Raw genomic sequence first — 23,902 nt, 5'->3', positions numbered from 1 at the left:
ACCGGATATTTCCGGTTTCCCTTGTAAAAATTACGAGATTATTTTATTCGCGAGAATAGTATTTGCGAGAATAGGGAACATCGGAATGATGATGATCTTGATCCGGATAAAAATGGATTGTTCACGTATTTTTTTACCTAGTCATATTGGCGCCATGTGTGGCCGCATTCCGTGCAGCGGAAGAACCTCACTTCGCTCTCATCGGCAGCCCGGAGCTGGCGCAGCCACCAGATTGCAAGGTTATTCTCGCACTTGGGGCACTTGATCTGGATCGTGGGCATGGTATTGATCTTGTCATCTTCATCATCCACGATCGTAATTTCGTTTTCCGTGCGTTTCCTCTCTTTTTTCATGATATCATTGCCATCGATCTTCCTGATATATCCGCACTTGCGGCATTTGAGCTGCCCTCCGGACGACATCATTAAGGTTTTACATTCAGGACAAAACATCGGTATACTATGCGTGATGATAGGAGATTAACCCTCTTATAACGGCGAAGACGCGTGCCGGAGTGGGTATTATAACTGATGCGATCTCCGGGAGGCCTGGCATGCGCCCCGGATACTACCCGTACATGATAGGGCATTTCAGAATCCTTTTTTTGGTATTGCGTGGATAATTTAACAATGATCGAGTATCTGGTCCTGCTGTCCTGTGCCGGATTTCTGGCATTCCTGATACCCGGTCGTCATCGGAAATATGCAGCCATCATCGGCTGGACGTTCATTGTCCTGACCCTTTTTGCCATGCTTCCGGAATTTTTCCAGGAATACAATTTTATGTATCCCCTGATCGCAGCGATGTCCGTGCCATTCCTGGTGATCACGGTGAAGTACCTTCTTGCCGAAGATGACCGGGCAATCCACCTTACACGGGCGGCAGCGGTATCATTCCTCATCTATGCACCGTTCGGGTTTACGGAAGTGCCGCTCTTTGCCTGGCTCGGGAACCAGCTCATCACCCTTGTTGTCAGCCAGATCCTCTGGATACTGGGTGCATTCAGTTTCCCGGTATCACTGACCTGCATGAACTCTGCCACGCAGATGGCGATGGATCCTTCAGCCTGTGCCGACCTGATCCGCGATACCATTACCCGCAACGGGTACAGCGTCCAGATCATCCTGGGGTGCACGGGTATCCAGAGCATTGCCATCATGCTGGGGGTGGCCGCTGCTGTCCCGACAGACCTGCGACAGAAGATCCTCGCATTCCTCATCATCGTGCCAACGATTTATATCCTCAACCTCTTCCGCAATGTCTTTGTCATTATGGCGTATACCCAACAATGGTTCCCGTACTATCCGGATATAGCAAGCAACGGGGAACTGGGGTATGAGAGTTTCTTCTGGGCACACAATGTCATTGCAGAACTCCTCGCCCTCGTCTGCCTGATTATAATCGCGTACGGGCTCTTTTCCCTTATCCCCCGTCTCGGGGAGTTTGCCGACGACCTTTACCAGATGTATACCGGCGAGGTCAAGAAAGCGTTCGGTAAAGGTAAATAATCCGCTGCAGTGCTGAAAGGTTTGTGCAGACGGCAATAATGATGACCGATGCCCAGATAACGCCAAAAATGCCCCCGAGGATCAGGACCACGAACGTCTCCGGCCTCCCGAAGAACCCGACACCCTCAAGGGGATCGTCTATCTTGCCTTCGACTTTTTCCCGGTAGCCGATCTCTGCGTATGTCACCGGTTTGATGAACGTATTCATCAGCGAGCCGATGATTGCAAGCGCAACGACACCGAAATCGGCAACCGGGGGCAGGGAAAAAAACTGGCTGAGAATCGGGATCCCGGCAAGCCCGATACCAAGGATGGCCAGGGCATCCACATACTTGTCGACAATCCAGTCAAAGACCGCACCGAAATTTGTGTGTGCACTGGTTTTCCGGGCAACACTGCCATCCACAAGGTCAAAAACTGCCGAGAGCAACAGGGCAAGCGCACCCGGGAGGAACTGGCGCTGGAAGAAAAGGACAGCGCACAGGATACCTGCAGCAAGCGAGAGCAGCGAGATCTGGTTGGGTGTGATCCGGAGCCGGATAAATATGTCTGCGACCGGTTCAAGGTACCTGATGAACCTTGGCCGGAGTGCAGTAATGTTCATAACTCAATTCATGGGTACATAAACCATTAATAGTTGCCCATCCGGCGTCAGTCCGGGATCAGCCGGAATGCCGGATCGCCGCTATCGTCACGTTATTTATATCCGCCGGCCCAATTATTCCGGAGAGACGAGGTGCAATGACCGGAACTACAGACCGTCCGCATGTTCTCATGATGTCAGAGATCACGGCTGACGGCAAACTCACGCTCAAAAAAGGGGCATCCTCAAAGATCCTGATGAAATACATGGCGCCTGAGACCGAGATCCTGCTCCACACGACACGGGCGGAATACGATGCGATCATGGTCGGTGCCAACACCATCCGGATCGATAACTCGTTCCTTACGGTCAGGCTGGTGCCGGGTAAAAGCCCGCTCCGGGTGATTCCCTGCAGTATGGCAGACATCCCGCTTGATGCGAATGTGCTGGGGCCCGATGCGCCCACTGCCATCGCTGTCGCGGAAGCTGCACCAAAAGACCGGGTTGACGCAATAAAAAAGAAAGGTGTGCATGTCATCGTAGCCGGGAAAAACCATGTCGAACTCCCGCTGCTCATGAAGATCCTCAAGGAAAAGTTTGGCGTGAACAAGCTCATGATTGAGGGAGGACCGACCCTGAACTGGCACATGCTGCACGACCGGCTCGTGGACGAGATCCGGCTCATCCACCTCCCTTTCATTGTCGGCGGTTCCGACACCCCGTCCCTTGTCGGCGGCATGCATATCAATAACGAGAATGAGATGATACGGCTCAACCTGAAAAAATATTACATGTGCGGGAGCAATCTCGTCTCAGAATTCGATGTCCTCTATACCGGGGCATGATTATGGACGAGACTCCGTCGCAGGACCATACCGTCATCGTGCATCCCAGACCCCGATCCGGCCTGAAATGGCTCCTCATCATCCTTTTCGCCCTGATTATCATCTCGGGGGTCATCATTGCGGTGTATTTCCTCACGCATTCGGATAATACCCGCGGCGTTACGGTAGTCCGGATGGAGGGCTCGATGCAGACCGGTGATATCAACGATGGCGAGACGATTGGCAGCGAAGTTGTCGGGAAACAGCTGCGCGACGCGGCCGATGATCCAATGGTCGAAGCCATCGTGCTCAGGGTGGACAGTCCCGGGGGAACTCCTGCGGCAGCACAGGAAATAATCGGCGATCTCGAATACGCGAAGACCAAAAAACCGGTCGTCGTCTCCATGGGGGACATGGCTACGTCTGCGGCCTACTATGTGAGCGCCCATGCCAACAGGATATACGCGGACCCGGATACGTTCACTGCCGGCGTGGGAGTTATCTGGAAATTCTCGGACATCAGTGGCTGGATGAAAAATGAGGGCTATAATATCAGCGTGGTGAAATCCGGCAGCAAGAAGGACATGGGCTCAACATCCCGCCCGATGACCGATGAGGAAGAGGCATATGCCGCGAAGATCGTCCACGACAGCTTTGAGCATTTCATCACCGATGTGACCACCCAGCGGGCGATCGCCCGCTCCGATATTGAAGACGGGAGAGTGATCCGCGGTGCCGACGCGGTCAAACTGAATATTGTCGACGAGCTCGGGAACCTCAACGACGCGATAGATGGCGCAAAAAAGATGGCAGAGTCCCGGTCTAAATCATCCTGACCGGGTCTGCCTTCATGAACTCGCGGCATACGGTCGTCGCATAGTGGCCTGGCGGCAGGGTGAACTCCAGGTGCACACTCTTTTCCGCAATGGATGATTCAATTGCTGCCTTCAGGGAGATCGGGCGGAAAGCGCCCTCGAATTTTGTATCGACAAAGTGCGATGCCCTGCCGAAATCTTCCGGGGTTATCGCATGTTCAGCCAGCAGGGCATCGATTGCGGGCGCGGATGTCGCCGTCCCGCCGGCCTTTTCTTTTCCGGGCATAAAGAGAGCAATACTGCACCGTCCCCTTCGGATATGCATGGCCGCGGCGCCGGCGTTTCCCGAAGTCACCGTATCAGTCCGGCCGTTAGCAAAGACCAGGTGGTCGCCCGGGACCGGCCCGGTGAGCTGGTGGCCATCGTCAAACCGCTGGCTCAGTGCGCAGTTGAAGAGATATGACTGGAACGCGGAGACAAACATGGACAACAATTTTGGCGGCAGTTCGTGGAGGGCCCCGGGATAATCGCCCGGATGGTTGTAGAGATGCTGCAGCATGGCCCGCTCATAGTTCATCTGGACGGGGAACTCTTTGAGGGCCGGACCGGGATCACGGGTGGTAAAAAATGTCCCGCGGATTGCCCTGACCGTAGCGGATTCGGAGGGAAAAGCAAGCCCGACGTACGTGAGGACTGCCTGCTCATAGTCTCCCCGCAGGATCCATTCCCCGACCGCGTGCGTTACCGGGCGGATTGCCCCGAACCGCTGGAGGCCGAAATAATTGGGTACACCTTCGCGGACCGTTTCCGTGATTGCCTGTACGCGCGATGCAAGGTCAGGTACTTCGCTATCCCGGATAACAATCCCGAACCGGTTCCCCAGCAGGTCGCCAAGGGATAACGCCTCGTTTGCGTTCCGTACCGGCTCAAGGACGATATCCTTCAGATGGACCGCGGCCACCCGTTCCGGCGTGACATCATAGATGGAGATCCACTGTTCCGTAATGGCGTTCCGGTCCTTGGTACCGGCCCAGCCGATCCTCCGGTGGCTGATGCCAAGCCGTTTTGCGATCTCTTTTACTGCATGCTGGAGTTCCCAGTTCGTTTTTTTCAGGGTGCAGATGAGATAGGGACCGGTTGTACCCCCTTTGCTCTCCAGGGGAATCTCCCCGACAATGAAATCTTCGGGAGTCGCCCTGAGCCTGCCACCGATCCCTTCGGCATCGCTTGCGTAATACCGCATACCGAGTTCGCGCTCAAGAGGGTAGGTGCTCTGTTTCATAGGAGGGTGAGCGAACCGGTGATCTTATCGAGTTCCTCGCTCTTTGCCGGGCCGAGGCCGAGCGCGGTGATCGTGCCCGGCGGGATCTCGGTCATGCCTGCATCCTGGATCAGGGACGTGGAGATGCCGATACGTTCTGCAAGAACCTTGAGCTCAAACAGGGTCCGCTCGTCATTCGCCTTCAGGACGACCTTTTTCTGCCCCTCGGAAAGCCATGCCTTCTGCAATGACTTGTCTGCGCCGTTGTAGGCACCGATTGCTGCGTGTCCGGCCTGTGCGCACCGCTTGCCGCAGCTCATCTTGACATCGTTACGTATGATAAGACATTGCTTGTACCGGAATTCGGGCTCGGGTTTGAGATTAGTTTGTTTTTCGGGAGGTTTCGGCATCTTGAAATCTCTTTATTTTATGCTTGGATTAACCTTATCATACCTTATAAAAATGAGTTAAAACCGGCTAGTTTTTCGTTAAGGGGATACAATCCAACCCATCACTTATGAGAAACGCAGGGCGACATCTCTCTCTATTCCGCGGAGTGTCTGATGGTGAGAGGCTGTGTATGCCTGTAAATTTGCCGGCGTAACTGGCGCAGAAATTATCAGACTGTCGCATTTGCCCTGGCAAGATCCGCCGCTGCTAGGTTTTGGTCGGTTTTTAATGTCGCTTCATCGGCGGCTTTGAGCTCATTATATTCAATTGTAAGGCTTCGCATCTCCGATACATCCCCACCAGCGGCCTGCATTTCTGTGAGATAATTGGCCTTAAGTGTGCTGAGAGCCGTTTGATCATATGCAATATTCTTGAGATCAATCTGGTAATCTTCGTAAGCGGCGGTATTTTTGTTGATTGTTGGTATTGGTGTTGGTGTTGGTGTGACGGTTGTAGGGGGTGCGGTAACCGGTTGATCGGAGCATACCCCTTTCGTAGAGTCCCAATAACAATGAGTGGGTGTCGGTATCGGAGTGACAATGACAGTCACGTAAACGATCTGTGGTGTTGGTGTTGCCACTGGCGCCGGGGCGGAACTTGCGCACCCGGCTAAAAGAATAGCACTTATGACTAGGACAATAAAAACAGCAGCATATTTTAATTTCATATGTTCACAATTGAATTTTGATCAGATAATTATTGCCTTTTACTAATCTCGAAATGAATATGATTTGATGCTGCATTACCGGGAATAAAAAAATTTATGCGGGGGTAATATCTATGGACCATGGGCCATTTGCAGTCACTTCGGCATAATATGTATCGGCTTCCAATTTTACCATTTTTGATCCTTGATATGAACCAATTGCATTAGCCGCTAATCCAACCTCATTTCCACTACTATCTTTAATCCAAACGATAAAATTTCCGCTTCCTGAATATGTGCTTGAAAAAATGTATGCTCCTGATTGGTAAGTGTCAAATTTCTTAAGATCGCTACCGCTTCCGCTTAAATGGATTGGTGCAGACGAGGGGACAGAAGGTAAATTATCTGGATTTGCGGTGCCAGTCTTATAAGGATCTTCCGTCTCAACTTTTGTTCTGCTCCATTCTTCATCCGGACCAAAAATGTTTGGATCTGTTCCATGATACCAAGTTCCGTCATTGCTTTCTTGGACCCATGTTATTAGATAAGAATCTGTTGATGGATCGTAATTCTTAATAAGAAGTCCTCCTCCGGGATTATCATTTGAAACCGTAACCACATCCCCTTTATGGAATATCGGATTTGCATGGGGTACTATCGGAGTAACCGTGACCGTCACGTAAACGATCTGAGGAGTTGGTGTGGCTGCTGTGCTCGTTGATCCGGTAAGGCTCATGCACCCTGACGTTAAAACCACTATAATGCAAACAACCAGAATAGAGATAATTATTCTTTTCTGCATGATCTTCTAATAATATTTCGACACGTTAATTATAGCCTAATATCTCCGGGCAGAACAACCCTGCTTCGATGGCTGTGGATTTATACAACAACGTAAAACCGGATGAGAGAATGAGGATATGATCCATCTGTTTTTTTAAGGCTGCCCTGCTAACATTCCGGGGATCAGCATGACCGGCGAAAAGAGGGACTTCGATGCCGTAAACGGGGAGAAGCGCAACTTCGACACAGCGGCAAAGACCTGGGACGAGAACCCGGGCCGGGTGAAGATGGCGCACGATGTAGCACGGGCGATCCGGGCCACGGTCCCCCTCAGGCCAGACATGGACGTGCTGGACTTCGGGTGCGGGACCGGCCTGCTGACGCTCCAGCTCCAGCCGTCCGTACGTTCAATCACGGGCGTTGACAGCTCGCAGGGAATGATCGATATCCTCCTGGCGAAAGTACGGGAGCAGGGACTGAAGAACGTGACCGCCCGGCACGTGGATCTCGATAAGGGTGGTGTGCTGAAGGGACAGTACGATCTCGTGGTCAGCAGCATGACGCTCCACCACGTTCCGGAGATCCAGCCACTGATCGACCGTTTCGCTGCGATCCTGAAGCCATCAGGCATGCTCGCTATCGCTGACCTCGACTGCGATGAGGGGAAGTTCCACGATTCGCCCGAGGGCGTGTTCCATCACGGGTTCGACCGGTGCATCATGCAGAAGCATTTCGAGAGAGCCGGGTTTGAAGAGGTCCGGAACCGGACTGCGGTGATTGTGGCAAAGCCGGCACCGGAAGGAGGGAGCCGGACGTTTACGGTGTTTCTGATGACCGGGCGAACGCGGGCGGAGGGGTAATAATTTTTAAAAAATATGGTTTTATGCACTTTTTCAGAAGTTAATACAAAAAGACAAAATTTAGAGACTTTTACTTTGTGTTTCTTTAAAAAAACGGATTTCTTTTTTTTTCGTGATGCTTCAAGCTCATCTAGATAAACCTAATAACTCTTCAGAATGATTAGCCTATAAAAAAAAGGTGAGAAAATGGGATCAATGGATCGTGATTATATGAAACCAAATTACAACAAAAAATCACCATCACCGAAGAAAAATCTATTGAACAAACTCTTCAGAAAAATTACGAAAATCTTTAAAAAAACCTAAAACGGATGTTCTTTCAAAAGCAACGGATGTAGTGGTGTTAACTGATTATTTCATTATCGTATGCATCCCATCATTCCAAAAAATTTCAACTTTAGTTATGATGTCGTCTTCTGAAACTTCTGATAAGATGGCCGAATACCGACGCCCGATCACTACATCCTCTTCATTGGCACTCTGTGGTTCAAAAAATTTTAATCCGTAATCGGTTTCAAAAGCAACAATCGCATGCCCAGTCGGACTTCTATGAAACCCGATTATTACGACTCCGCATCTTATTCCACGTTTCGTGGCAGCATCCTGTACATCTTTAGAGAACTTAAAACAATTATTTTTGTCGAGGACATAATATCCCTTTATTATAAAGGGTATTTCGGCCAAAAACATTTTAACGCCAAGTAATAAGGGATTCCTCACTTTCAACGTCTCTACCAATAATTTTTCATCTGTTTTCTGTCTTCTCGCGTATGTATTTAGCGGATCTGGCACCCATTTTATTACTCTTAATATTTCGTAATTTTCTTCGTTTATTTTCTGGCGTTTCTCGTTATTTCTCCGATTAATTGGATTCTTTTCAGATTCTTTTTCTTTAACTTTTCGGAGATTCTCTTTTAGTGCCTTCAAATCAAAATCCGAATTTTCCTGTTTATCTTCACCTCCGAAAATAAAGTGATAGACCTTCTCCAGAATACCCATGTTTGGGTTAATATCGCTAGAGATAATAAAAAGACTTTTACTTGGTTCGGTAGAACCTATAATTTACAAAAAAGTCCCAGAGTTTTTGATTGAATAGTCTGGGCTCATATAGAATAAGTCATAGTAGCGGAGGGGATTAAAAGTAATACATTGTTGAGTGTGAGCACCAATTTACTTATCCACGATTAAATGGGTTTAGATTGCTAAGGTGTTCTGCGGTTATATTGGTCTTGCCCAATATGTCTTTGCGGATGGCAAGGAAGATGAGATTTACTAGCTCGGTTTCTTTGATGAAATCGTGTTTTTGAGTGTCTGATTTTTCGGTGTCGTCAAATCTAATCCATGCATCGTATGCCTTTATGACTTCATCACTGGCATAAAGCAAAAGTTGAGATCTAGCCAGCATCCGTTTTCGGTCTTCATCCTTTCCCGATACATCATCTCCGTGCATGATAGCAACCGAGGTCTCAGTGAAGTTATTCAGAAAATTACTGTATGCCTCACGTTTTCGTTCCGCTATTTTGAGTTTTAATTCTTTGTTCCTCTGAAATAGGTAAGGAATTACCGCACCGAAAACAGCGATGAGTGCAACAATGATTTCCGTATAACCGAACATGAACAAACCACTAGTTTGTGATGGATGTGGGTCAAGAATAAATTATCCGATAGGGATTGCTCACATGTGTTTTTCAGACGTTGACGCAAAAAGAGTAAGATTGAGGGATTTTACTTTGCGTCTCTTTAAAAAAATTCAGTGATAGCGATGCCTTACGCGCAAAACGCCTGTCGGGTTTTGCGCTACTCACTTACCTGTTTCTGGAAATGAAACGTCCCTGATCCGCCGCGGGGGCGCCCCGCCGGGGGCGGCGGCGTGTATCGCTTCTTGGACTGCGCCGCGCATTCATCAAAACCACAAAAGAAGAGGGCAAGCAGGCTTGGAGCGCGATCCCATGGGAATTTTGCCCGGTATGCCGGGTCATGCTGCCGGATTAATCAAAGTCCCGGTTGGCGCATACTACCTTGATGTTCAAGGCGCTGCGTTTTTTTTAAAGTTCTATTCTCCATAACAGCACTTTAACACCGACGGTACAATGCTCTTTTTTAAGAACAGACCTTCTGCTTCGTTAGGATAGGTATGGGCAGTAGATCCTATTTTTCAGCCACCGAATTTTTAGCCATCGACATGCCTCAATAGGATCGCTCTGCATCGCTTCTGGATGATTAGCACGAGCTGCGGCCTCATCACTATCCATGCACAATCTAGCATGACATTTTCTTGTCCCAGCATACCAGCAACGGGGTTTCCAGTCGGTGCGCATATAGTGTATTACCTTTTCTTTTGCCACTTGGATCGGGCTCTAGGTCTGGATTTGGGTTTTGCTCGGGGTACCGGTAATTGAGGCCTTTCCTCACCTGCCGCCCAGCGTTGAGGCACGTCATTAATGGTACTCATCCACTTGATTGTATCCAGATCGAGGGAAATAATCCAGTCGAGATCCACAGGGCGATAATTGACAAGCTCTGCAACGACGTTTATGCGCTTATTAATCCCGTCGATAAATGGGTATAAATTGCCATCTTTATCACGTCCCCCGTGATGGTGCCCATGAATAATCCATCCCGAATAATTTGAAGGGATAATGTAATTATCATCATCAGGGTCATGGACTAGAATGAAAGAATGTTCGCCTCTTCGGAGAATGGCATATGGCTTCATCCATCTCGAATGAGTGTCGTGATTACCTCGAATGAATAGTGCTTTACCATGCAATTTATGGATCCAGAATTTCGGATGTTGAGTCCAATTAAGATCACCGAGATGCCAGATAACGTCACCCGATTTGACAGTATCATTCCAATTCTTAATTAGGGCAACATTCATATCGTGAGTGCTTTCAAACGGTCGTGGGACGAATAAAAGGGTCAACTCATGTCCGAAATGGAGGTCACTGATTAGGAATGTCTTTTTCTTTATTCGAAAGAGTTTATCCAGAACACCCATGTTTGGGTTAATATCGTTAGAGATTATAAAAAGACTTTTACTTGGTCCGGTAGAACCTGTCGTTTGCAAAAAAGTCCCAGAGTTTTTGATTGAATAGTCTGGGCTCATATAGAATAACTCACAGCATCTCAATTGAGATGTAAAAACTAAATCGCATCATTAATTGTATATTAACATTTATTTACACACATGACCGAAAAATCAAATCTTTCGGGGAAGCCTATGGTGTGGTATGGCATTATTTTGATAATTGTTGGCTTGCTATTGCTCACTTTTGTGAATTTTCCCATTTTATTCCTTCAACTTGGGATTGTTCTTTTTCCAGTGATATTAGCAGTAGGTGCAGGATATGTAATGTATAAAAAGAACTCTCATAAGGTTGGTGAAGCCTTTTTGTATTCTTCTGGTGCTCTCGTTCTAGCGGCATCAGTCGAACTTATCGTCTTATTTTTTATCTTACAATCTGATGTTTATTCCAAACTTATATCCAATTTCCAAGGACTTGAATTTCCAATCGCAGTTTTTGCATTAGCAGTTTCAATTGTAACGGGCATTGAATCAACTGTATCAATTCGTAATAACCTCGCAGAAATTAACGAACGTCTTAAAATAAATGATGTTGAATAACCGACCAACATTTTTCATTAAATCACACTTAACAGTATGTTATTTAAAAAAAATATTTGACCGCAGCGATGCCTTACGCGCAAAACGTCTGTCGGGTTTTGCGCTACTCACTTACCTGTATCCGGAAATAAAACGTCTCTGATCCGCCGCGGGGCGCCCTTTTAGGCGGCGGCGTGCATTGCAATTTTTGAGAAAACATAGGAAAAAATTTTGGTAAAAATTTCCGGCACTGATTGCAATCTCAAAATTATCACTGATTTTTCCAGCCGTCCCTCAAATCCACGGGCACCGGAACATCCCCTTGCCAGGTCTCCCCGGACCATGTCCACTGGGGTAAACCGGTGGAGACCTACCTTCCTTCAGGGAAACTGACCGTTTCGTCGGAGACCTGGAAATACCAGGACCTTGGGAGAGATACACTCCCGGTACAGTAACTCTCCGTCGGAGACATCCCACCAGGTATGCCGAAACCCCCTCCCAAGACACGGTAATTCCCGGAAATGCCACGGTAATTCACCGTTTTCAGCTCATTTTAACGCCGGATAATGACCCACGCTATTTAGCAGTATTCCAGCGGCCGATCTCCCCCCGGGACGGATTTTATCCTGTCCCGCCACCCGAACCGGGGTCCGGAGTGGTCCTGTGGCCCGCTACCAGGCTGATCGGATTTCACGTCGGAAAGGGGGCATTCCACGTCGGATAAAATGAGTGATCCTAAATTATCTCCGTCGGAGAGTGGCAGGTGCCGATCAGGTTAGAGATATGAACCTGAGGGTTATATCTCTACCAGTGGGGATCTGGCTTGGGGAGTCCAAACCGCACCTGCTCACAAGATCTGTTTAACTTTTTACAGCCAGACCCTGCTTGAAAATTTTTGAACAAGGGTCGTTTAAAAAATTTCGATCGCGAAAAAGATCGCGTTTGAAAAATTTAAACTCGAAAACGATCGCGATTAAAAAAATTCGATCGCAATCAATCCGGAAATCAGAAGGGCCCTCACGTCTGGCAGACCTTTGTTTCTCATGGAAATTTTTCACACTCGCAACCGCGATCAGCGGGTCGATTGAAAATTTTTGATTGCGATCATGATCGCGATCGTAAAAAGTTAAACATGTTTGAATCGGAAAAAGTTAAACCAATTCTCTGTTATCCCTTAGCAATACATTCATCAGCTATATTCCTGAAAAATATTCGCAGGATCGATCCGGAACGGTCACGATCATCGGGTTCAAGTAATCCGGAACCGGAACACTTCTCTATGGCAGAGACCGCCCCGCATCGCGATGATGCGATAATCGTTGTCGAGAACCTCGAACATTCCTATGGCAGTTTCAGGGCAGTCGACGGGATCAGTTTCACCGTGAAAAAAGGCGAGATCTTCTCGTTCCTCGGGCCGAACGGTGCGGGCAAGAGCACGGTCATCAATATCCTGATCACCCTGCTCTCACTCCAGAAAGGAAAGGCCATCGTTGCCGGCTATGATGTGACCGGTGACGCGCAGAAGGTCCGGGAGTCCATCGGGATCGTTTTCCAGGACATCACGCTCGACCGGGACATGACCGTCTGGGAGCTGCTGGAATTCCACGGCAGGCTGTACGATATGCCGGTGAAGGAGCGCCGTGACAGGATCGATGAGTTACTGAAACTCGTCCAGCTCGAGGCGAAACGGGACGAGCTTTCAAAGAGGCTGAGCGGGGGCATGAAACGCCGGCTGGAGATCGCACGCGGGCTGATGACCCGGCCACAAGTCCTGTTCCTTGATGAGCCGACCATCGGCCTCGACCCGCAGACACGCATGCGGATGTGGGAGTACATCAAGGGGGTCAACCGGGAAGGCACCACGATCTTCCTGACCACCCATTACATGGACGAAGCCGACCAGCTCTCGGACCGGATCAGCATCATCGACTACGGGAAAATTATCATCACGGGGACCTCGTGGGAACTGAAAAACACGCTCGGCCGTGACCTGATCTACCTCAAGACCGACAACAACGCAAACGCCCTCCGGCTGCTTGAACACCTTCCGGCCGTCCGGGAGATCACGGAAAAGAGCAAAGGGATCGTACTCATGGTGAACGAAGACGGGACAAAAGTGCTGCCCGGCATCATCGACACGCTGCGGAACGATGGCATCGAGATCTCTACCATCAACCTGAAAAAGCCCACCATGGACGATGTCTTTGTCTTCTACACCGGCAGAGAGCTCCGTGACGAAGGGCAGGCGCCGGCACGGGCGATGTTCCTGCGGGCAGGAAGGAGATAATATGGCGTATGGTTTTTTGACGATTTACTGGAGGGACATGATCCGGTTCGTCCGGTTCAAGACGCTGCTCGTCTCGTCGCTCCTCCAGCCGGCGCTCTGGCTCGCGTTCTTCGGCATTGCCATGTCAAGCAACTTCGACCGGCTGATGGCGGGCATGCCGGTCCCTGCCGGAGCACATGCGGTCGGATACCTCACGTTCATGGGCGCGGGGATCATCGCGATGACGACACTCTTCACCAGCCTGTTCGGCGGGATCGTGATCCTGTTTGATAAGAACTGGGGGCTGATGCGGGAGATCCTCGCAAGCCCGGTGAGCCGGAACCACATCATCTTCGGCATCGCGCTGTCCGGGGTGACAAAATCCTTCATCCAGGCCATCATCATCATGGTTTTTGGCATCCTGATCGGTACCGCGTTCTTTGCCGGGTACACACCCGTGCAGGTCGTGATCGGCGTCCTTGGTATCCTCGCGTTTGTCGCCATGTTTGCCCTCGGGTTCCTCTTCCTCTCCGCCGCGATCGCAATATCCATGGAGAGTCCCGAGGGGCTCCAGGGCGTGATCACGCTCCTGACCATGCCGATCTTCTTTGCGAGTAATGCGCTCTACCCGACCGATACGTTCCCGGAGATCCTGAAGGTGATATCCGTCTACAACCCGATGACGATGCTCATCAACGGCATACGATACTTTGCGATCGGCCCTGATTTCTATGCCCTTGGCAAGCATTATGTCTTCACACAGGCAGACATCCTTCTCTCATTCCTGGGTCTCGTCATCTTTTCCGGTATCATGTTCGTCCTCGCATGGTGGAGGTTCCGGAGAGCGGTGGTGACCTAAACGGTCTATCCCTGTTTTTCTTTGCATCGGGTCCGACAGCATCATTCAATACGGTTGCCGCAGTATTCTGATCATATCATGGGGAGCACGGCATGGCGCATGTACTGGTCTCGCCGCTGAACTGGGGGCTGGGTCATGCTACCCGCGATATCCCGATCATCCGCACACTCCTTGCACACGGGCATGACGTGACGATCGCGGGATGTGGGAATGCCCGCTCCGTACTGGAACAGGAATTCCCGACATGTACCTGCCGGGATTTCCCGGATTATTCCGTTCCGCTGAGTGCGAACAACTTCTTCCTTGCCCGGTTTGTTGCATCATCTCCGCTCCTCCTCAAAGGTATTGCTGAGGAACGCAGGAACCTTGCCGTGATGCTTGAAGATGACCAGTACGACCTCATCATCAGCGACAACCGGCTCGGGGTGTATTCCGACAAGATCCCCTCCCTCTTCATCACCCACCAGCTCCATTACCACCTCCCCCTTATTGCATGGCCCCTGGAACTTGCCAGCGCCCGGCTTAACGGATATCTCCATGAAAAATTCGACCGGATCATCGTGCCGGACAACCCCCCGGGCCCGCTCTCGCTTGCCGGGAAACTGTCCCGGACAGAGACTGATCTCACCCGTTCCTATTATGCCGGCATCCTGACCAGTACCCGCAAACGGGAAGTACCCCGGGACCTCGATTACCTGATCCTCATATCCGGGCCGGAACCCCAGAGGACTGAACTGGAAAAGATCCTGATTCCGGAAGCCGCAAATCTCCCGGGATCCGTTGTCATTCTCCTTGGAAGCCCGGAGGTTGCCGGGAATACAGGGCATTCCGGCCGGTGTTGTATCCAGTCGTACGCGTCAACGGAAGAGAAGGAGATCCTGATGAACCGGGCGAAATGCATTATCTGCCGTTCAGGATACACCACCATGATGGAACTGGCTGAACTCAAGAAGCGCGATGCCCTGCTTATCCCGACACCGGGACAGCCAGAGCAGGAATACCTGGCGGGGTATTATGAACGGAACGGGTGGTTCCACGCACAGGACCAGCACCGGCTGGATCTCGCAAAGGATCTCCCGATCGTGGGTGAGTACAAGGGGTTCCCGGAAGTACCGGTGACAGAAGAGAACGTGCGCCGCCTCTATGACGATGTACTTGCAGGATATCTCGAATGAAACTGCGCGGGAAACGGATGTGGAGCGTGACGCATTATGGATGACCTCATACAATCAGGGATCGTGATCATCCTTGCCCTCTGCGCAGCGGCCGGGATTTTTCTTTACGCGATCGTTCACCTGTTCCTGCTGGAATTGCATGCACTCGCTGACGGAGATACAGGATTCATTCTTGCCAGTATTGGAAGCGTTCTGCTGCTGTGTGCCTGTTATATCGGCACCGGGCTCTGGCTGCGCAGGACCGGACGGATATGAACGGGAACTGTGTCCGACAGCCCCTTCCCGGCTTACAGGTGCTTCCCGTTGCCGGGCGCTTCCCAGCATTCGAGTCCGGACGTATTCTCATGAAGCCGGGAATGGTGCCTGCTGTAGGCAAAATACACGATGAGACCAAGGATAAGCCAGATCACGAAGCGGAGATGGGTCACCAGCGGAAGCATGAATATAAGAGCTCCGCATGAAAGGATGCACAGGGCCGGGAGAACCGGTACGAACGGGCACCGGAAGGGCCTCTCGATATCGGGACGGGTCCTTCGCAGGACGATGATACCAAGGGATACGATGATGAATGCGGCAAGGGTCCCGATGTTGACCAGCTCTGCGATTGTCTGGAGGGGCAGGAGGCTCGCGATCAGGGCCGTGACAACACCCACCAGAAGCGTCACTTTTACCGGCGTGCGATAGAGCGGGTGGAGCTCCCGGAAAACCGCGGGCAGCAGCCCGTCACGGGACATGGCAAAAAAGATACGCGTCTGGCCGAACAGCAGCACGATCAGGACGGAGGTGATCCCGCAGATCGCCCCGACCGAAACGAGCGCCGAACCCCAGCTGATCCCGATCTCCCCCAGGGCGAATGCTACCGGTGCGCTGGTATTCTGGAAACGGAAGTACGGGACAATCCCGGTGAGAACTGCAGAAACCGCGATGTAAAGGACGGTGGCAACAATCAGCGACCCGATAATCCCCACCGGGAGATTCTTCTGGGGGTCTTTCACCTCCTCGGCAGCTGTCGAGACCGCATCAAACCCGATGTATGCGAAGAAGACGATCGCTGCCCCGGTGAAGACACCGGACCAGCCAAACGGCATGAACGGGGTCCAGTTTGCGGGATTGATATGCGAGGACGCCAGGTAGAGGAAGAGCAGGATGACGCTGATCTTGATGAGGACGATCACGTTGTTGACCCGGGCGCTCTCCTTCACGCCAATGATAAGCAGCCCGGTGATGGCAAGGATTATGATGATCGACGGCAGGTTGATCATGCCACCGTTCAGGCCGGGCGGGTTGACCAGTTCCGGGGGCAGGACGATACCGGCACCGGACAGGAGGCTCGTCATGTACCCGGACCATCCTACGGCAACTGCTGCAATGGAGACCGAGTACTCAAGGATAAGATCCCAGCCAATGATCCAGGCCCAGATCTCGCCGAGCGAGGCATACCCGTAGGTATAGGCACTCCCTGCTACCGGCACCATCGCTGCGAATTCGGCATAGCACAGGGCCGCAAAGGCGCAGACAATACCTGAAATGATGAAGGATACCACCAGTGCGGGGCCGGAATAGTTCGCGGCCACGACACCGGTGATGACAAAAATACCGGTCCCGATGATCGCCCCGATCCCAAGAAGCGTGAGCTCGAACGGGGAGAGAACCTTCTTTAACCCGTTTGCACCCCCGGTGCATTCCATCAGTTTGCTGATGGATTTGGTCTCGGTTATGGAAGCATACCGGCCCAGGAAGGATCGAAAATCCATGGTTCTGAACGAAGAATAATGGTTGTAAGGAATTAAAAGTGATGATGTTTCACCGGCCACGATCTTCCTGAACGCGTTTTCGGCATGTGACGGGGGATCGTTCTTTGATAACTATACTCTTTTACATGAACCACGCCAATATACATGACCATCACAGATGAGAATCCCCCCATGAAAGAAGACCCGCTGCTCCCGCTCGATAAGCTGAAGGAGATCGCCGGCACGTCCGGCCTTGCATCAGACCGTGTCGGGGAGATGCGCACACAATACGGCGCCAACATCGTGACGCCCCCGTTGAAGGAATCTCTCTGGAAGCAGTACCTGGATAAATTCAACGACCCCATCATCAGGATCCTGCTCCTTGCGGTGGCAATATCCACTATTGTCTCCGTCATCAAGGGCAGCGGCCTTCTGGATACACTCGGGATCATCGCTGCTATACTTCTCTCCACCGGAATCACTTTTTTTAATGAATACCGCAGCAGCGGGGAGTTCGATATCCTGAATGCGCACCGGGACGAGATGGCAATCAAGGTGGTCCGCGACGGTCATCCCATGAACGTGCCCTCGCGGGATATCGTGGTCGGCGACCTGATCCTCCTTGAGGCCGGGGATGCCGTTCCGGCCGACGGCTGGGTCCTCTCTTCGGACGGACTCGTTGCGGACGAATCGACCTTTACCGGCGAGAGCGAGCCGGTTAATAAAAGCGATCGCGGGCGTCTCCTGAAAGGCACCTACATTACTGCCGGGAAAGGCCGTATGCTCGCCGTTGCCGTAGGTGATTCCGCTCAGATGGGCCTGATCACCGCTTCCCTCGGCATCGATCACACGACGCAGACACCGCTTGAGAAGAAACTCGAAGAACTGGCGGGAGTGATCAGCAGGTTCGGCTATGCAATGGCCATCCTCATCTGCAGCACCCTGCTCATCCGCGGTATCCTGACAGGAGACGTGAGCGGCCTCAATCTCGATACCGCGAACAATATCCTTCACTATTTCATGCTCGCGGTCGTGATCGTGGTCGCGGCCGTTCCCGAAGGACTGCCGATGAGTGTCGCCCTGTCGCTTTCCCTTGCCATGCGGAAGATGACCCGGGCGAACTGCCTTGTCCGCAGGCTGATTGCATGCGAGACGATCGGGTCTGCCACCACCATCTGCACCGACAAGACCGGCACGCTCACCAAGAACCAGATGCTCGTGGCTTCATCGTCGGCCGGCAACCCGGTCATGGCAGATTCCGTTCCCCAAACCCCTATCGAGTGGATCACCCTCAACGCAGCGGTGAATGGCACTGCCCATCTTGACAGCCGCGCGGGAAAGACCACGGTGATCGGGAACTCTACCGAGGGGGCGCTCCTCCGCTGGCTTGCAGAGTACGGGCTGGACTATGCGAAGATCAGGTCAGAGATACAGGTGAGCAGGCAGTTCCTCTTTGACGGGAAACGGAAACGGATGTCCACGGTCGTACAGATTGAGGGGAGATCGTGGCTCCTTGTGAAAGGGGCGCCGGAGATTCTCGCTGCGCTCTGTACCACCAGGCCGGCACTTGACGGAATCACGGCGCTTGCCTCACGTGCAATGCGAACCCTTGCCTTTGCCCACAAGGAGATCGCGAGCGGCGACGAGACTGAGACGCTGCTTGTGTGGGACGGGTATATCGGCATCCGCGACCAGCTCAGAGACCATATCGGCGACCCGGTCGCTGCCTGCCAGCAGGCGGGCATCCGCGTGCGGATGGTGACCGGGGACAACCCGGAGACCGCCCGCGCAATCGCACAGGAATCAGGGATTTACAAAGCAGGTACGGTTGTCCCGGGCCCGGTCTTCCGCGCAATGTCACCGGAGGAGCAGGTGACCTCGGCACGGGACCTGGACATCATGGCCCGCGCCGAGCCCATGGACAAACTGCTCCTCGTTCAGGCGCTCCAGAAGTCCGGGGACGTAGTCGCAGTGACCGGGGATGGGACCAACGATGCCCTGGCCCTCAGGCACGCCGATGTGGGTTTTGCCATGGGCATTGCCGGGACGGAAGTTGCGCGTGAAGCAAGCGATATCATCCTGCTCGATGACTCGTTTGCATCCATCACGCAGGCGGTCTGGTGGGGCAGGTCGCTGTGTGAGAACATCCAGCGGTTCCTCCTCTTCCAGCTGACGATCAACTTCTCTGCCTGTATTCTCGTCTTTATCGCGCCGCTCCTCGGATATCCCGAACCATTCACCATCATCCAGATCCTCTGGATCAACATCATCATGGACACCCTCGCCGCCTTTGCACTCTGCTCTGAAGCCCCCCACGCGGGACTCCTGAAACGGCCGCCGATCCCCCGGAATGCTGCCATCATCACACCGTTCATGTGGCTTTCGATCGTAGTAACAGGAGCATTTCTCATTATCGCCGGCATACTCCAGATGGCAACCGGTTTCCTTGGCGGGACAACACCGGAAGAGATCAGCACGGTGTTTTTCTCCGCGTTCATCATCGCCGCGGTCTGGAACGGGGTCAACTGCCGGGCCCTTGACGGGAAGATGCCACCGTTTTTCAAGGGCAACCCGATGTTTTTTGTTATTATGGGATTGGTGGTCGCCGTCCAGATGGTACTGGTTCAGTATGCCGGCGAAATTTTTGCCACGGTCCCTCTTTCGCCGCTTCAGTGGGTAAAGATCATCATAGTTTCAGCATCCGTCCTTGTGATCGGGTTCATGCTCCGGGTGTCATTCCGGTATCATGCGGGAAGAAAGGGTATTCCTCCATCATGATTTCGGCGAAACCATTTTTTATCCGCAATGCCATTATGCATCTATGCCATACTTCTCCGGCTCTCTGATCTGTCTCGTATGTTCGGTAATACTCGTATCGGCAGTGATGGTCGCTGGGTGCTCTTCAGGTCAGGCACCGGTGCATGCTGTCGGAACACCTGTTACCCCTGACGCCGGAACGGATGCAATTCTCATCAAGGGTTTTGCGTTCAGTCCCGCTACGATTACCGTCAGTACGGGAACTGCGATCACATGGACGAACCAGGATGGAGCTTCCCATGCCATTGTCTCGGATACCGGTGCACCGGAAGCATTCAGCTCGGACCCGCTCGGGCAGAACGGGGTATTCCGGTTCACCTTCACGCATCCGGGAACGTATAATTATCACTGTTCGATCCACCCGTCCATGAAAGGCACAGTCATCGTGACCGCCTGATTAACACAGATCCAATGACAGTGAAGAGGTGTTCCGGACCTGTGAAGGTGGATGTACCCGTCAGGTCATTGGAGTACCTGATCGATAATAACCAGTTCCTGCTAAGAGGGTGTTGTGAAAAGAATTGCACCGAGGATGATGAGCGCGAGAATCACCGCCCCGCCAAGGACAATGAAAAAGGAATAATCTGAGACCGTTCTTTTTTCACCACTGCTCTTCCTGCCCGGTCCCCTTTTTTTTCGATTCGGATTCATCCATACACCAGATTCACAGACCATGGAAGGATGGGTACCGCACATCCATAAATATACCCGATACGGTGAACGTCCCCCCGGAAAAATGACCTCCTGCAATACCCTGCAGGATCAAAAAAGATGCATTTCAGGTAAACCGGTAACCCTGTGCCTGGACGAGAGTGATCATCTCTTTTACCTGTTCTTCCTGTTTATGGGTGAGCTTCCTGCCTTTCTGGATCAACCGTCCCATCCGCACGATCTGCATCCTCTGTTCCTGGGAGAGGGTCCCGGAATGGTGTGCCCATTTCAGGAGGTCGAACCATTGTGCCCTGTTGAACGCAATTCCCTGAGGGGTACCGTCACCGGATCCGCTGGCAGAGAGGGACTGCCCGTCTTCAGATGCAATCTCCCCATCTGTTCCTTCATCGTCGTCCGGATCGTCCTGTTCATTTTCAGAGTCCGAAAGAGTGGTACTGAATTCAGTATCGGTATCGACGGGTTTGTTGTCATCCCCCCCATCCACTGACGCTTCATGGATGATGGAAACGGAGGGCATATCACCTGGTTCAACATCTTTGTGACCATCATCCTCTTCGAAAAGGTCTTCAACATTCGTGATACGCGGTTCTGGAGATGCTGATGGGGGTGCGGCCGGAACAGCGGTAAGGGATTGCGGCCGCTTCCCGACATCCATGGGGAAATCCGGTCCTTTTACAATAAGAGCCCTCTTTTTTGATTTGTCAGATCCCAGATCTCCTGATTGTTGCAATGATTGTTCCAGTTGCTGTTTTTCATTGACTGCGGCAACAAGGCGCTCCTGGGCATTCATATGATCTTCCCATTCATCCGCAAGTGCCGTTCTCGCCTGGTCGATCTCTGCTGAGAGATTGGAGGATTTCTCTTCAGCCAGATGCTTTTCACGTGCAAGGAGGGCTATCTGCTCTTCAAGTTCCCTCCGGAGAGTTTGGGAAGATTCAAGCTCGGAAGTAAGTTTTCGGATAGTCGCTGATAATGCGGTCTCCTGGTCTTTTCCCTCCGTTTCAGCTGAGGTAAGCAGGAGACGGAGACGCTCCCGTTCGGATTCAGATTCACTGCGTAACTGTTGCTCCTTTGCAAGGATTGATTGTAATGAGTCCCGTTCCCGGGACAAGTTCTGTAAATCGGATGAAATCCGTTCCTTTTCCAGTTTTTCCCCAGCCAGCGATTCTTCGATTCCGTGGCGCTGTCTCCGGTTGTTTTCAAGTTCGGCCTTTACGTGTTCCAGCTCATCAGTAAGGGCGCGTACCTGCTGTCCTGCCTGGGAACCGGTTGCTGATGCGGTGTGCAGTTCCGATTCGAGCTCGCCTATTCTCGCGGCCGCAGTATCCAGACTGCTTTCAAGAGCCGAACGCGTGGCAATGGCAGACTCGAGATCAGCATTCACCCGGGTAAGAGTGCTCTTGTGGTCGTCGAGATCGGTCTGAACAGACTGGTGCTCTCCGTGCAAAGATTGCAGGAGGGCATCACGTTCACGGAGTTCTTGTTTCAGGTTTTCTTCTGCTGTGCGGTGCTGATCTCTTTCATCGGCAAGGGAAGTTCTCAGTGTGCTGAGTTCATCGGAAAGAACCTGCAGATCCCGGGTTGTTTTATCCCGGGCATCCTGGATTTCCCGGATACTGGTTTTCAGGGACTCGTTCTCATGCTCCTGTTCTTCCAGGGATACCCGCGTACGGTCAAGCGTTGCCTGGAGATCGCCCTGGTTCTTTACGTACGAGTCGGCACTGGCGCGCATTTCCGTTTCTGCACGTTCTTTTTCCGCTTTGAGGTTGGCCAGCTGGATTTCCAGGCTGATACTATAATTTTTCCCATTGTCCAGTTCCTTGTTTTGCCGGCTGATGTCCGCTGCCTGCTGTTTTGCAGTATCCTTGAGTTCGCTGATAATGCGCGTCAGTTCCTGTTCGGACTCGGTTTTTGCCTGGAGCAGAGATTTTATTTCATATTCCACAGATTGTGCACGGTTTTTTTCTGCGGCAAGGGAAACCCGCATCTGTTCACAGTCAAGAGTAAGCGCCCGTACAGATTTTTCTGCCTGCTCTTTCTGAACCATAGTATCCGCTAGACGGGCCTCTGCATCAGCCCGTTGCGTAGTTTCAATAGCAAGGGAGTCTTTTGCCGCCAGGATCTCCGTTTTTAATGAGGCGAGGTTTTCTGCCATGGACGACAGCTGTTGCTTAAGGTCCCCTGTTTCAACGGTATACCGGCTTGCAAGATCTTCCGCTTCCCGGGTGAGACTGCGAAGCTGTTCCTCGGTTGTGGAAAGAAGGGATTTGCCTGATTCAAGCTCTGTTTTAAGCTGTTGAATTTCTTCGGTATTTTCAGAGATCTGCTGGTCCTTGTCTCTTGCGTTCGCGACAAGGGTGCTGATCATCTGCTCTTTCTGCTGGAGAGTGCCGTTCAGTATCTCAATAGACCGGGCCTGATCCCGGGTGAGTTCTTCTGATTGTTTTAAGAATCCGGAAAGGTTTTCATTTTCACGTTGTACGCGGGATATATCGCCGGACCTGTTGACAGCGATCTCGAACGAGGAGAGGAGAAATTCCAGCAATTTGCGGCGGTCCGCGGTGACAACAAACACATGTTCGTCGTGCTGGATCTTGAACTGGGTTTTTATCTGTTCCGGGGTCTGCCGCTCGACAGGTGTTGAAAGCATTCCTTCGACCAGGGCCGTGAGGTACGAGGGATCATAGGGGTACGAGATAAAATTGTCAGCATTGCAGTCAAGTACATGGAGAAGATCGGCCAGATTCGATGCCTCGGTCACGATCAGGACGGGGACGACCCAGAGATCATTGTCTGCCTTAATGAGGCGGCAGAGATCATAGGCGTCTTCCTGAAGCGCCACGGTGTCACAGATCAGCAGGTTCGGCTTTCCGGTTCGAAGGGATTCGAGAAGTTGTTTGCCGTCGGTAAAAAGAGTGATCCGGTAACCCATCTGCTCCAGGTGACCGGCCTGTACAGCAGATTCGGTTGTACTGTTACTCAGAACGAAAATATCAATGGTACTCTCGTTCCCATCTGACAGGGGGTTATTCATTACAATCTC

Annotated in this window: 22 protein-coding genes; 11 read left to right on the top strand and 11 right to left on the bottom strand. The window is 51.7% G+C overall.

The genetic code is table 11. From position 1 onward, the window contains the following. Positions 1 to 137 precede the first annotated feature (137 nt). Positions 138 to 452 (bottom strand): transcription factor S, encoded by a 315-nt coding sequence (locus ABSG49_RS05440; RefSeq protein ID WP_424025092.1) that lies wholly within the window; start codon positions 450 to 452, stop codon positions 138 to 140. Positions 453 to 629: 177 nt separating this feature from the next. Between ABSG49_RS05440 and artA the strand changes: the two genes are divergently transcribed. Then, the gene (gene artA, locus ABSG49_RS05435; protein WP_424025091.1) at positions 630 to 1,508 is read left to right on the top strand and encodes an archaeosortase A; all 879 of its coding nucleotides are present in this window, start codon (positions 630 to 632) and stop codon (positions 1,506 to 1,508) included. Here the strand turns inward: artA and ABSG49_RS05430 are convergent. Next, positions 1,480 to 2,112 (bottom strand): CDP-alcohol phosphatidyltransferase family protein, encoded by a 633-nt coding sequence (locus ABSG49_RS05430; protein WP_424025090.1) that lies wholly within the window; start codon positions 2,110 to 2,112, stop codon positions 1,480 to 1,482. The two genes, artA and ABSG49_RS05430, sit on opposite strands and share 29 nt — an antisense overlap. 137 nt (positions 2,113 to 2,249) lie before the next feature. Here ABSG49_RS05430 and ABSG49_RS05425 point away from each other — a divergent pair, with 137 nt between their 5' ends. Continuing rightward, positions 2,250 to 2,936, top strand: a complete 687-nt coding sequence (locus ABSG49_RS05425; RefSeq protein ID WP_424025089.1) for a dihydrofolate reductase family protein — start codon at positions 2,250 to 2,252, stop codon at positions 2,934 to 2,936. Positions 2,937 to 2,938: 2 nt separating this feature from the next. After that, positions 2,939 to 3,751 (top strand): signal peptide peptidase SppA, encoded by an 813-nt coding sequence (sppA, locus tag ABSG49_RS05420; protein WP_424025088.1) that lies wholly within the window; start codon positions 2,939 to 2,941, stop codon positions 3,749 to 3,751. On the opposite strand, the gene truD is transcribed toward sppA, so the two are convergent. The 4 genes from truD to ABSG49_RS05400 form a co-directional block, all read right to left on the bottom strand. Next, positions 3,738 to 5,012 carry a tRNA pseudouridine(13) synthase TruD gene (gene truD, locus ABSG49_RS05415; RefSeq protein ID WP_424025087.1) on the bottom strand — a complete coding sequence of 425 codons (1,275 nt, stop codon included), beginning with the start codon at positions 5,010 to 5,012 and terminating at the stop codon, positions 3,738 to 3,740. The two genes, sppA and truD, sit on opposite strands and share 14 nt — an antisense overlap. Continuing rightward, on the bottom strand, positions 5,009 to 5,401 hold the full coding sequence (gene pth2, locus ABSG49_RS05410) for a peptidyl-tRNA hydrolase Pth2 (protein ID WP_424025086.1): 393 nt from the start codon (positions 5,399 to 5,401) through the stop codon (positions 5,009 to 5,011). The genes truD and pth2 overlap by 4 nt, the downstream gene beginning before the upstream one ends. Positions 5,402 to 5,610: 209 nt before the next feature. Continuing rightward, positions 5,611 to 6,108, bottom strand: a complete 498-nt coding sequence (locus ABSG49_RS05405; RefSeq protein ID WP_424025085.1) for a hypothetical protein — start codon at positions 6,106 to 6,108, stop codon at positions 5,611 to 5,613. Positions 6,109 to 6,202: 94 nt separating this feature from the next. Then, complete coding sequence (locus tag ABSG49_RS05400) at positions 6,203 to 6,889, bottom strand: hypothetical protein (protein WP_424025084.1); 687 nt, start codon at positions 6,887 to 6,889, stop codon at positions 6,203 to 6,205. A gap of 169 nt (positions 6,890 to 7,058) precedes the next feature. Between ABSG49_RS05400 and ABSG49_RS05395 the strand changes: the two genes are divergently transcribed. Then, entirely contained in the window at positions 7,059 to 7,730 is a 672-nt protein-coding gene (locus ABSG49_RS05395) for a class I SAM-dependent methyltransferase (RefSeq protein WP_424025083.1), read from the top strand. Between the two features lie 351 nt (positions 7,731 to 8,081). Here the strand turns inward: ABSG49_RS05395 and ABSG49_RS05390 are convergent, their stop codons facing one another. The 3 genes from ABSG49_RS05390 to ABSG49_RS05380 form a co-directional block, all read right to left on the bottom strand. Then, the gene (locus tag ABSG49_RS05390; protein WP_424025082.1) at positions 8,082 to 8,729 is read right to left on the bottom strand and encodes a hypothetical protein; all 648 of its coding nucleotides are present in this window, start codon (positions 8,727 to 8,729) and stop codon (positions 8,082 to 8,084) included. 175 nt (positions 8,730 to 8,904) lie between these two features. Then, complete coding sequence (locus tag ABSG49_RS05385; RefSeq protein WP_424025080.1) at positions 8,905 to 9,345, bottom strand: hypothetical protein; 441 nt, start codon at positions 9,343 to 9,345, stop codon at positions 8,905 to 8,907. Positions 9,346 to 10,056: 711 nt separating this feature from the next. Continuing rightward, the gene (locus ABSG49_RS05380) at positions 10,057 to 10,731 is read right to left on the bottom strand and encodes a metallophosphoesterase family protein (protein ID WP_424025079.1); all 675 of its coding nucleotides are present in this window, start codon (positions 10,729 to 10,731) and stop codon (positions 10,057 to 10,059) included. Positions 10,732 to 10,920: 189 nt separating this feature from the next. On the opposite strand from ABSG49_RS05380, the gene ABSG49_RS05375 reads away from it, so the two are divergent. The 5 genes from ABSG49_RS05375 (at position 10,921) to ABSG49_RS05355 (ending at position 15,892) form a co-directional block, all read left to right on the top strand. After that, positions 10,921 to 11,358 carry a hypothetical protein gene (locus tag ABSG49_RS05375; protein WP_424025078.1) on the top strand — a complete coding sequence of 146 codons (438 nt, stop codon included), beginning with the start codon at positions 10,921 to 10,923 and terminating at the stop codon, positions 11,356 to 11,358. 1,258 nt (positions 11,359 to 12,616) lie between these two features. Further along, positions 12,617 to 13,624: an ATP-binding cassette domain-containing protein gene (locus tag ABSG49_RS05370; RefSeq protein WP_424025077.1), complete on the top strand. Its 1,008-nt coding sequence runs from the start codon at positions 12,617 to 12,619 to the stop codon at positions 13,622 to 13,624. A 1-nt stretch (position 13,625) separates the two neighbouring features. Then, positions 13,626 to 14,462, top strand: a complete 837-nt coding sequence (locus ABSG49_RS05365; protein WP_424025076.1) for an ABC transporter permease — start codon at positions 13,626 to 13,628, stop codon at positions 14,460 to 14,462. 92 nt (positions 14,463 to 14,554) lie between these two features. Continuing rightward, a complete protein-coding gene (locus ABSG49_RS05360) occupies positions 14,555 to 15,637 on the top strand; it encodes a hypothetical protein (RefSeq protein WP_424025075.1) in 1,083 nt (360 codons plus the stop codon). Positions 15,638 to 15,673: 36 nt separating this feature from the next. Further along, positions 15,674 to 15,892: a hypothetical protein gene (locus tag ABSG49_RS05355; protein ID WP_424025074.1), complete on the top strand. Its 219-nt coding sequence runs from the start codon at positions 15,674 to 15,676 to the stop codon at positions 15,890 to 15,892. Between the two features lie 32 nt (positions 15,893 to 15,924). Here ABSG49_RS05355 and bcaP read toward each other — a convergent pair whose 3' ends face one another. Continuing rightward, the gene (gene bcaP / locus ABSG49_RS05350; RefSeq protein WP_424025073.1) at positions 15,925 to 17,391 is read right to left on the bottom strand and encodes a branched-chain amino acid transporter BcaP; all 1,467 of its coding nucleotides are present in this window, start codon (positions 17,389 to 17,391) and stop codon (positions 15,925 to 15,927) included. A gap of 171 nt (positions 17,392 to 17,562) precedes the next feature. Here bcaP and ABSG49_RS05345 point away from each other — a divergent pair, with 171 nt between their 5' ends. Further along, on the top strand, positions 17,563 to 20,148 hold the full coding sequence (locus tag ABSG49_RS05345; RefSeq protein ID WP_424025072.1) for a calcium-translocating P-type ATPase, PMCA-type: 2,586 nt from the start codon (positions 17,563 to 17,565) through the stop codon (positions 20,146 to 20,148). 43 nt (positions 20,149 to 20,191) lie between these two features. Next, positions 20,192 to 20,584, top strand: coding sequence for a cupredoxin domain-containing protein (locus ABSG49_RS05340; protein WP_424025071.1), 393 nt, complete (start codon positions 20,192 to 20,194; stop codon positions 20,582 to 20,584). Positions 20,585 to 20,965: 381 nt separating this feature from the next. Here the strand turns inward: ABSG49_RS05340 and ABSG49_RS05335 are convergent, their stop codons facing one another. Further along, positions 20,966 to 23,893 carry a response regulator gene (locus ABSG49_RS05335; RefSeq protein ID WP_424025070.1) on the bottom strand — a complete coding sequence of 976 codons (2,928 nt, stop codon included), beginning with the start codon at positions 23,891 to 23,893 and terminating at the stop codon, positions 20,966 to 20,968. Positions 23,894 to 23,902: the final 9 nt, after the last annotated feature.

The organism is Methanoregula sp. (genome assembly GCF_049510175.1).
Lineage (GTDB): Archaea > Halobacteriota > Methanomicrobia > Methanomicrobiales > Methanospirillaceae > Methanoregula.
The sequence above is the reverse complement of the archived record's forward strand: the minus strand, read 5'-3'. Positions and strand labels throughout refer to the sequence as shown.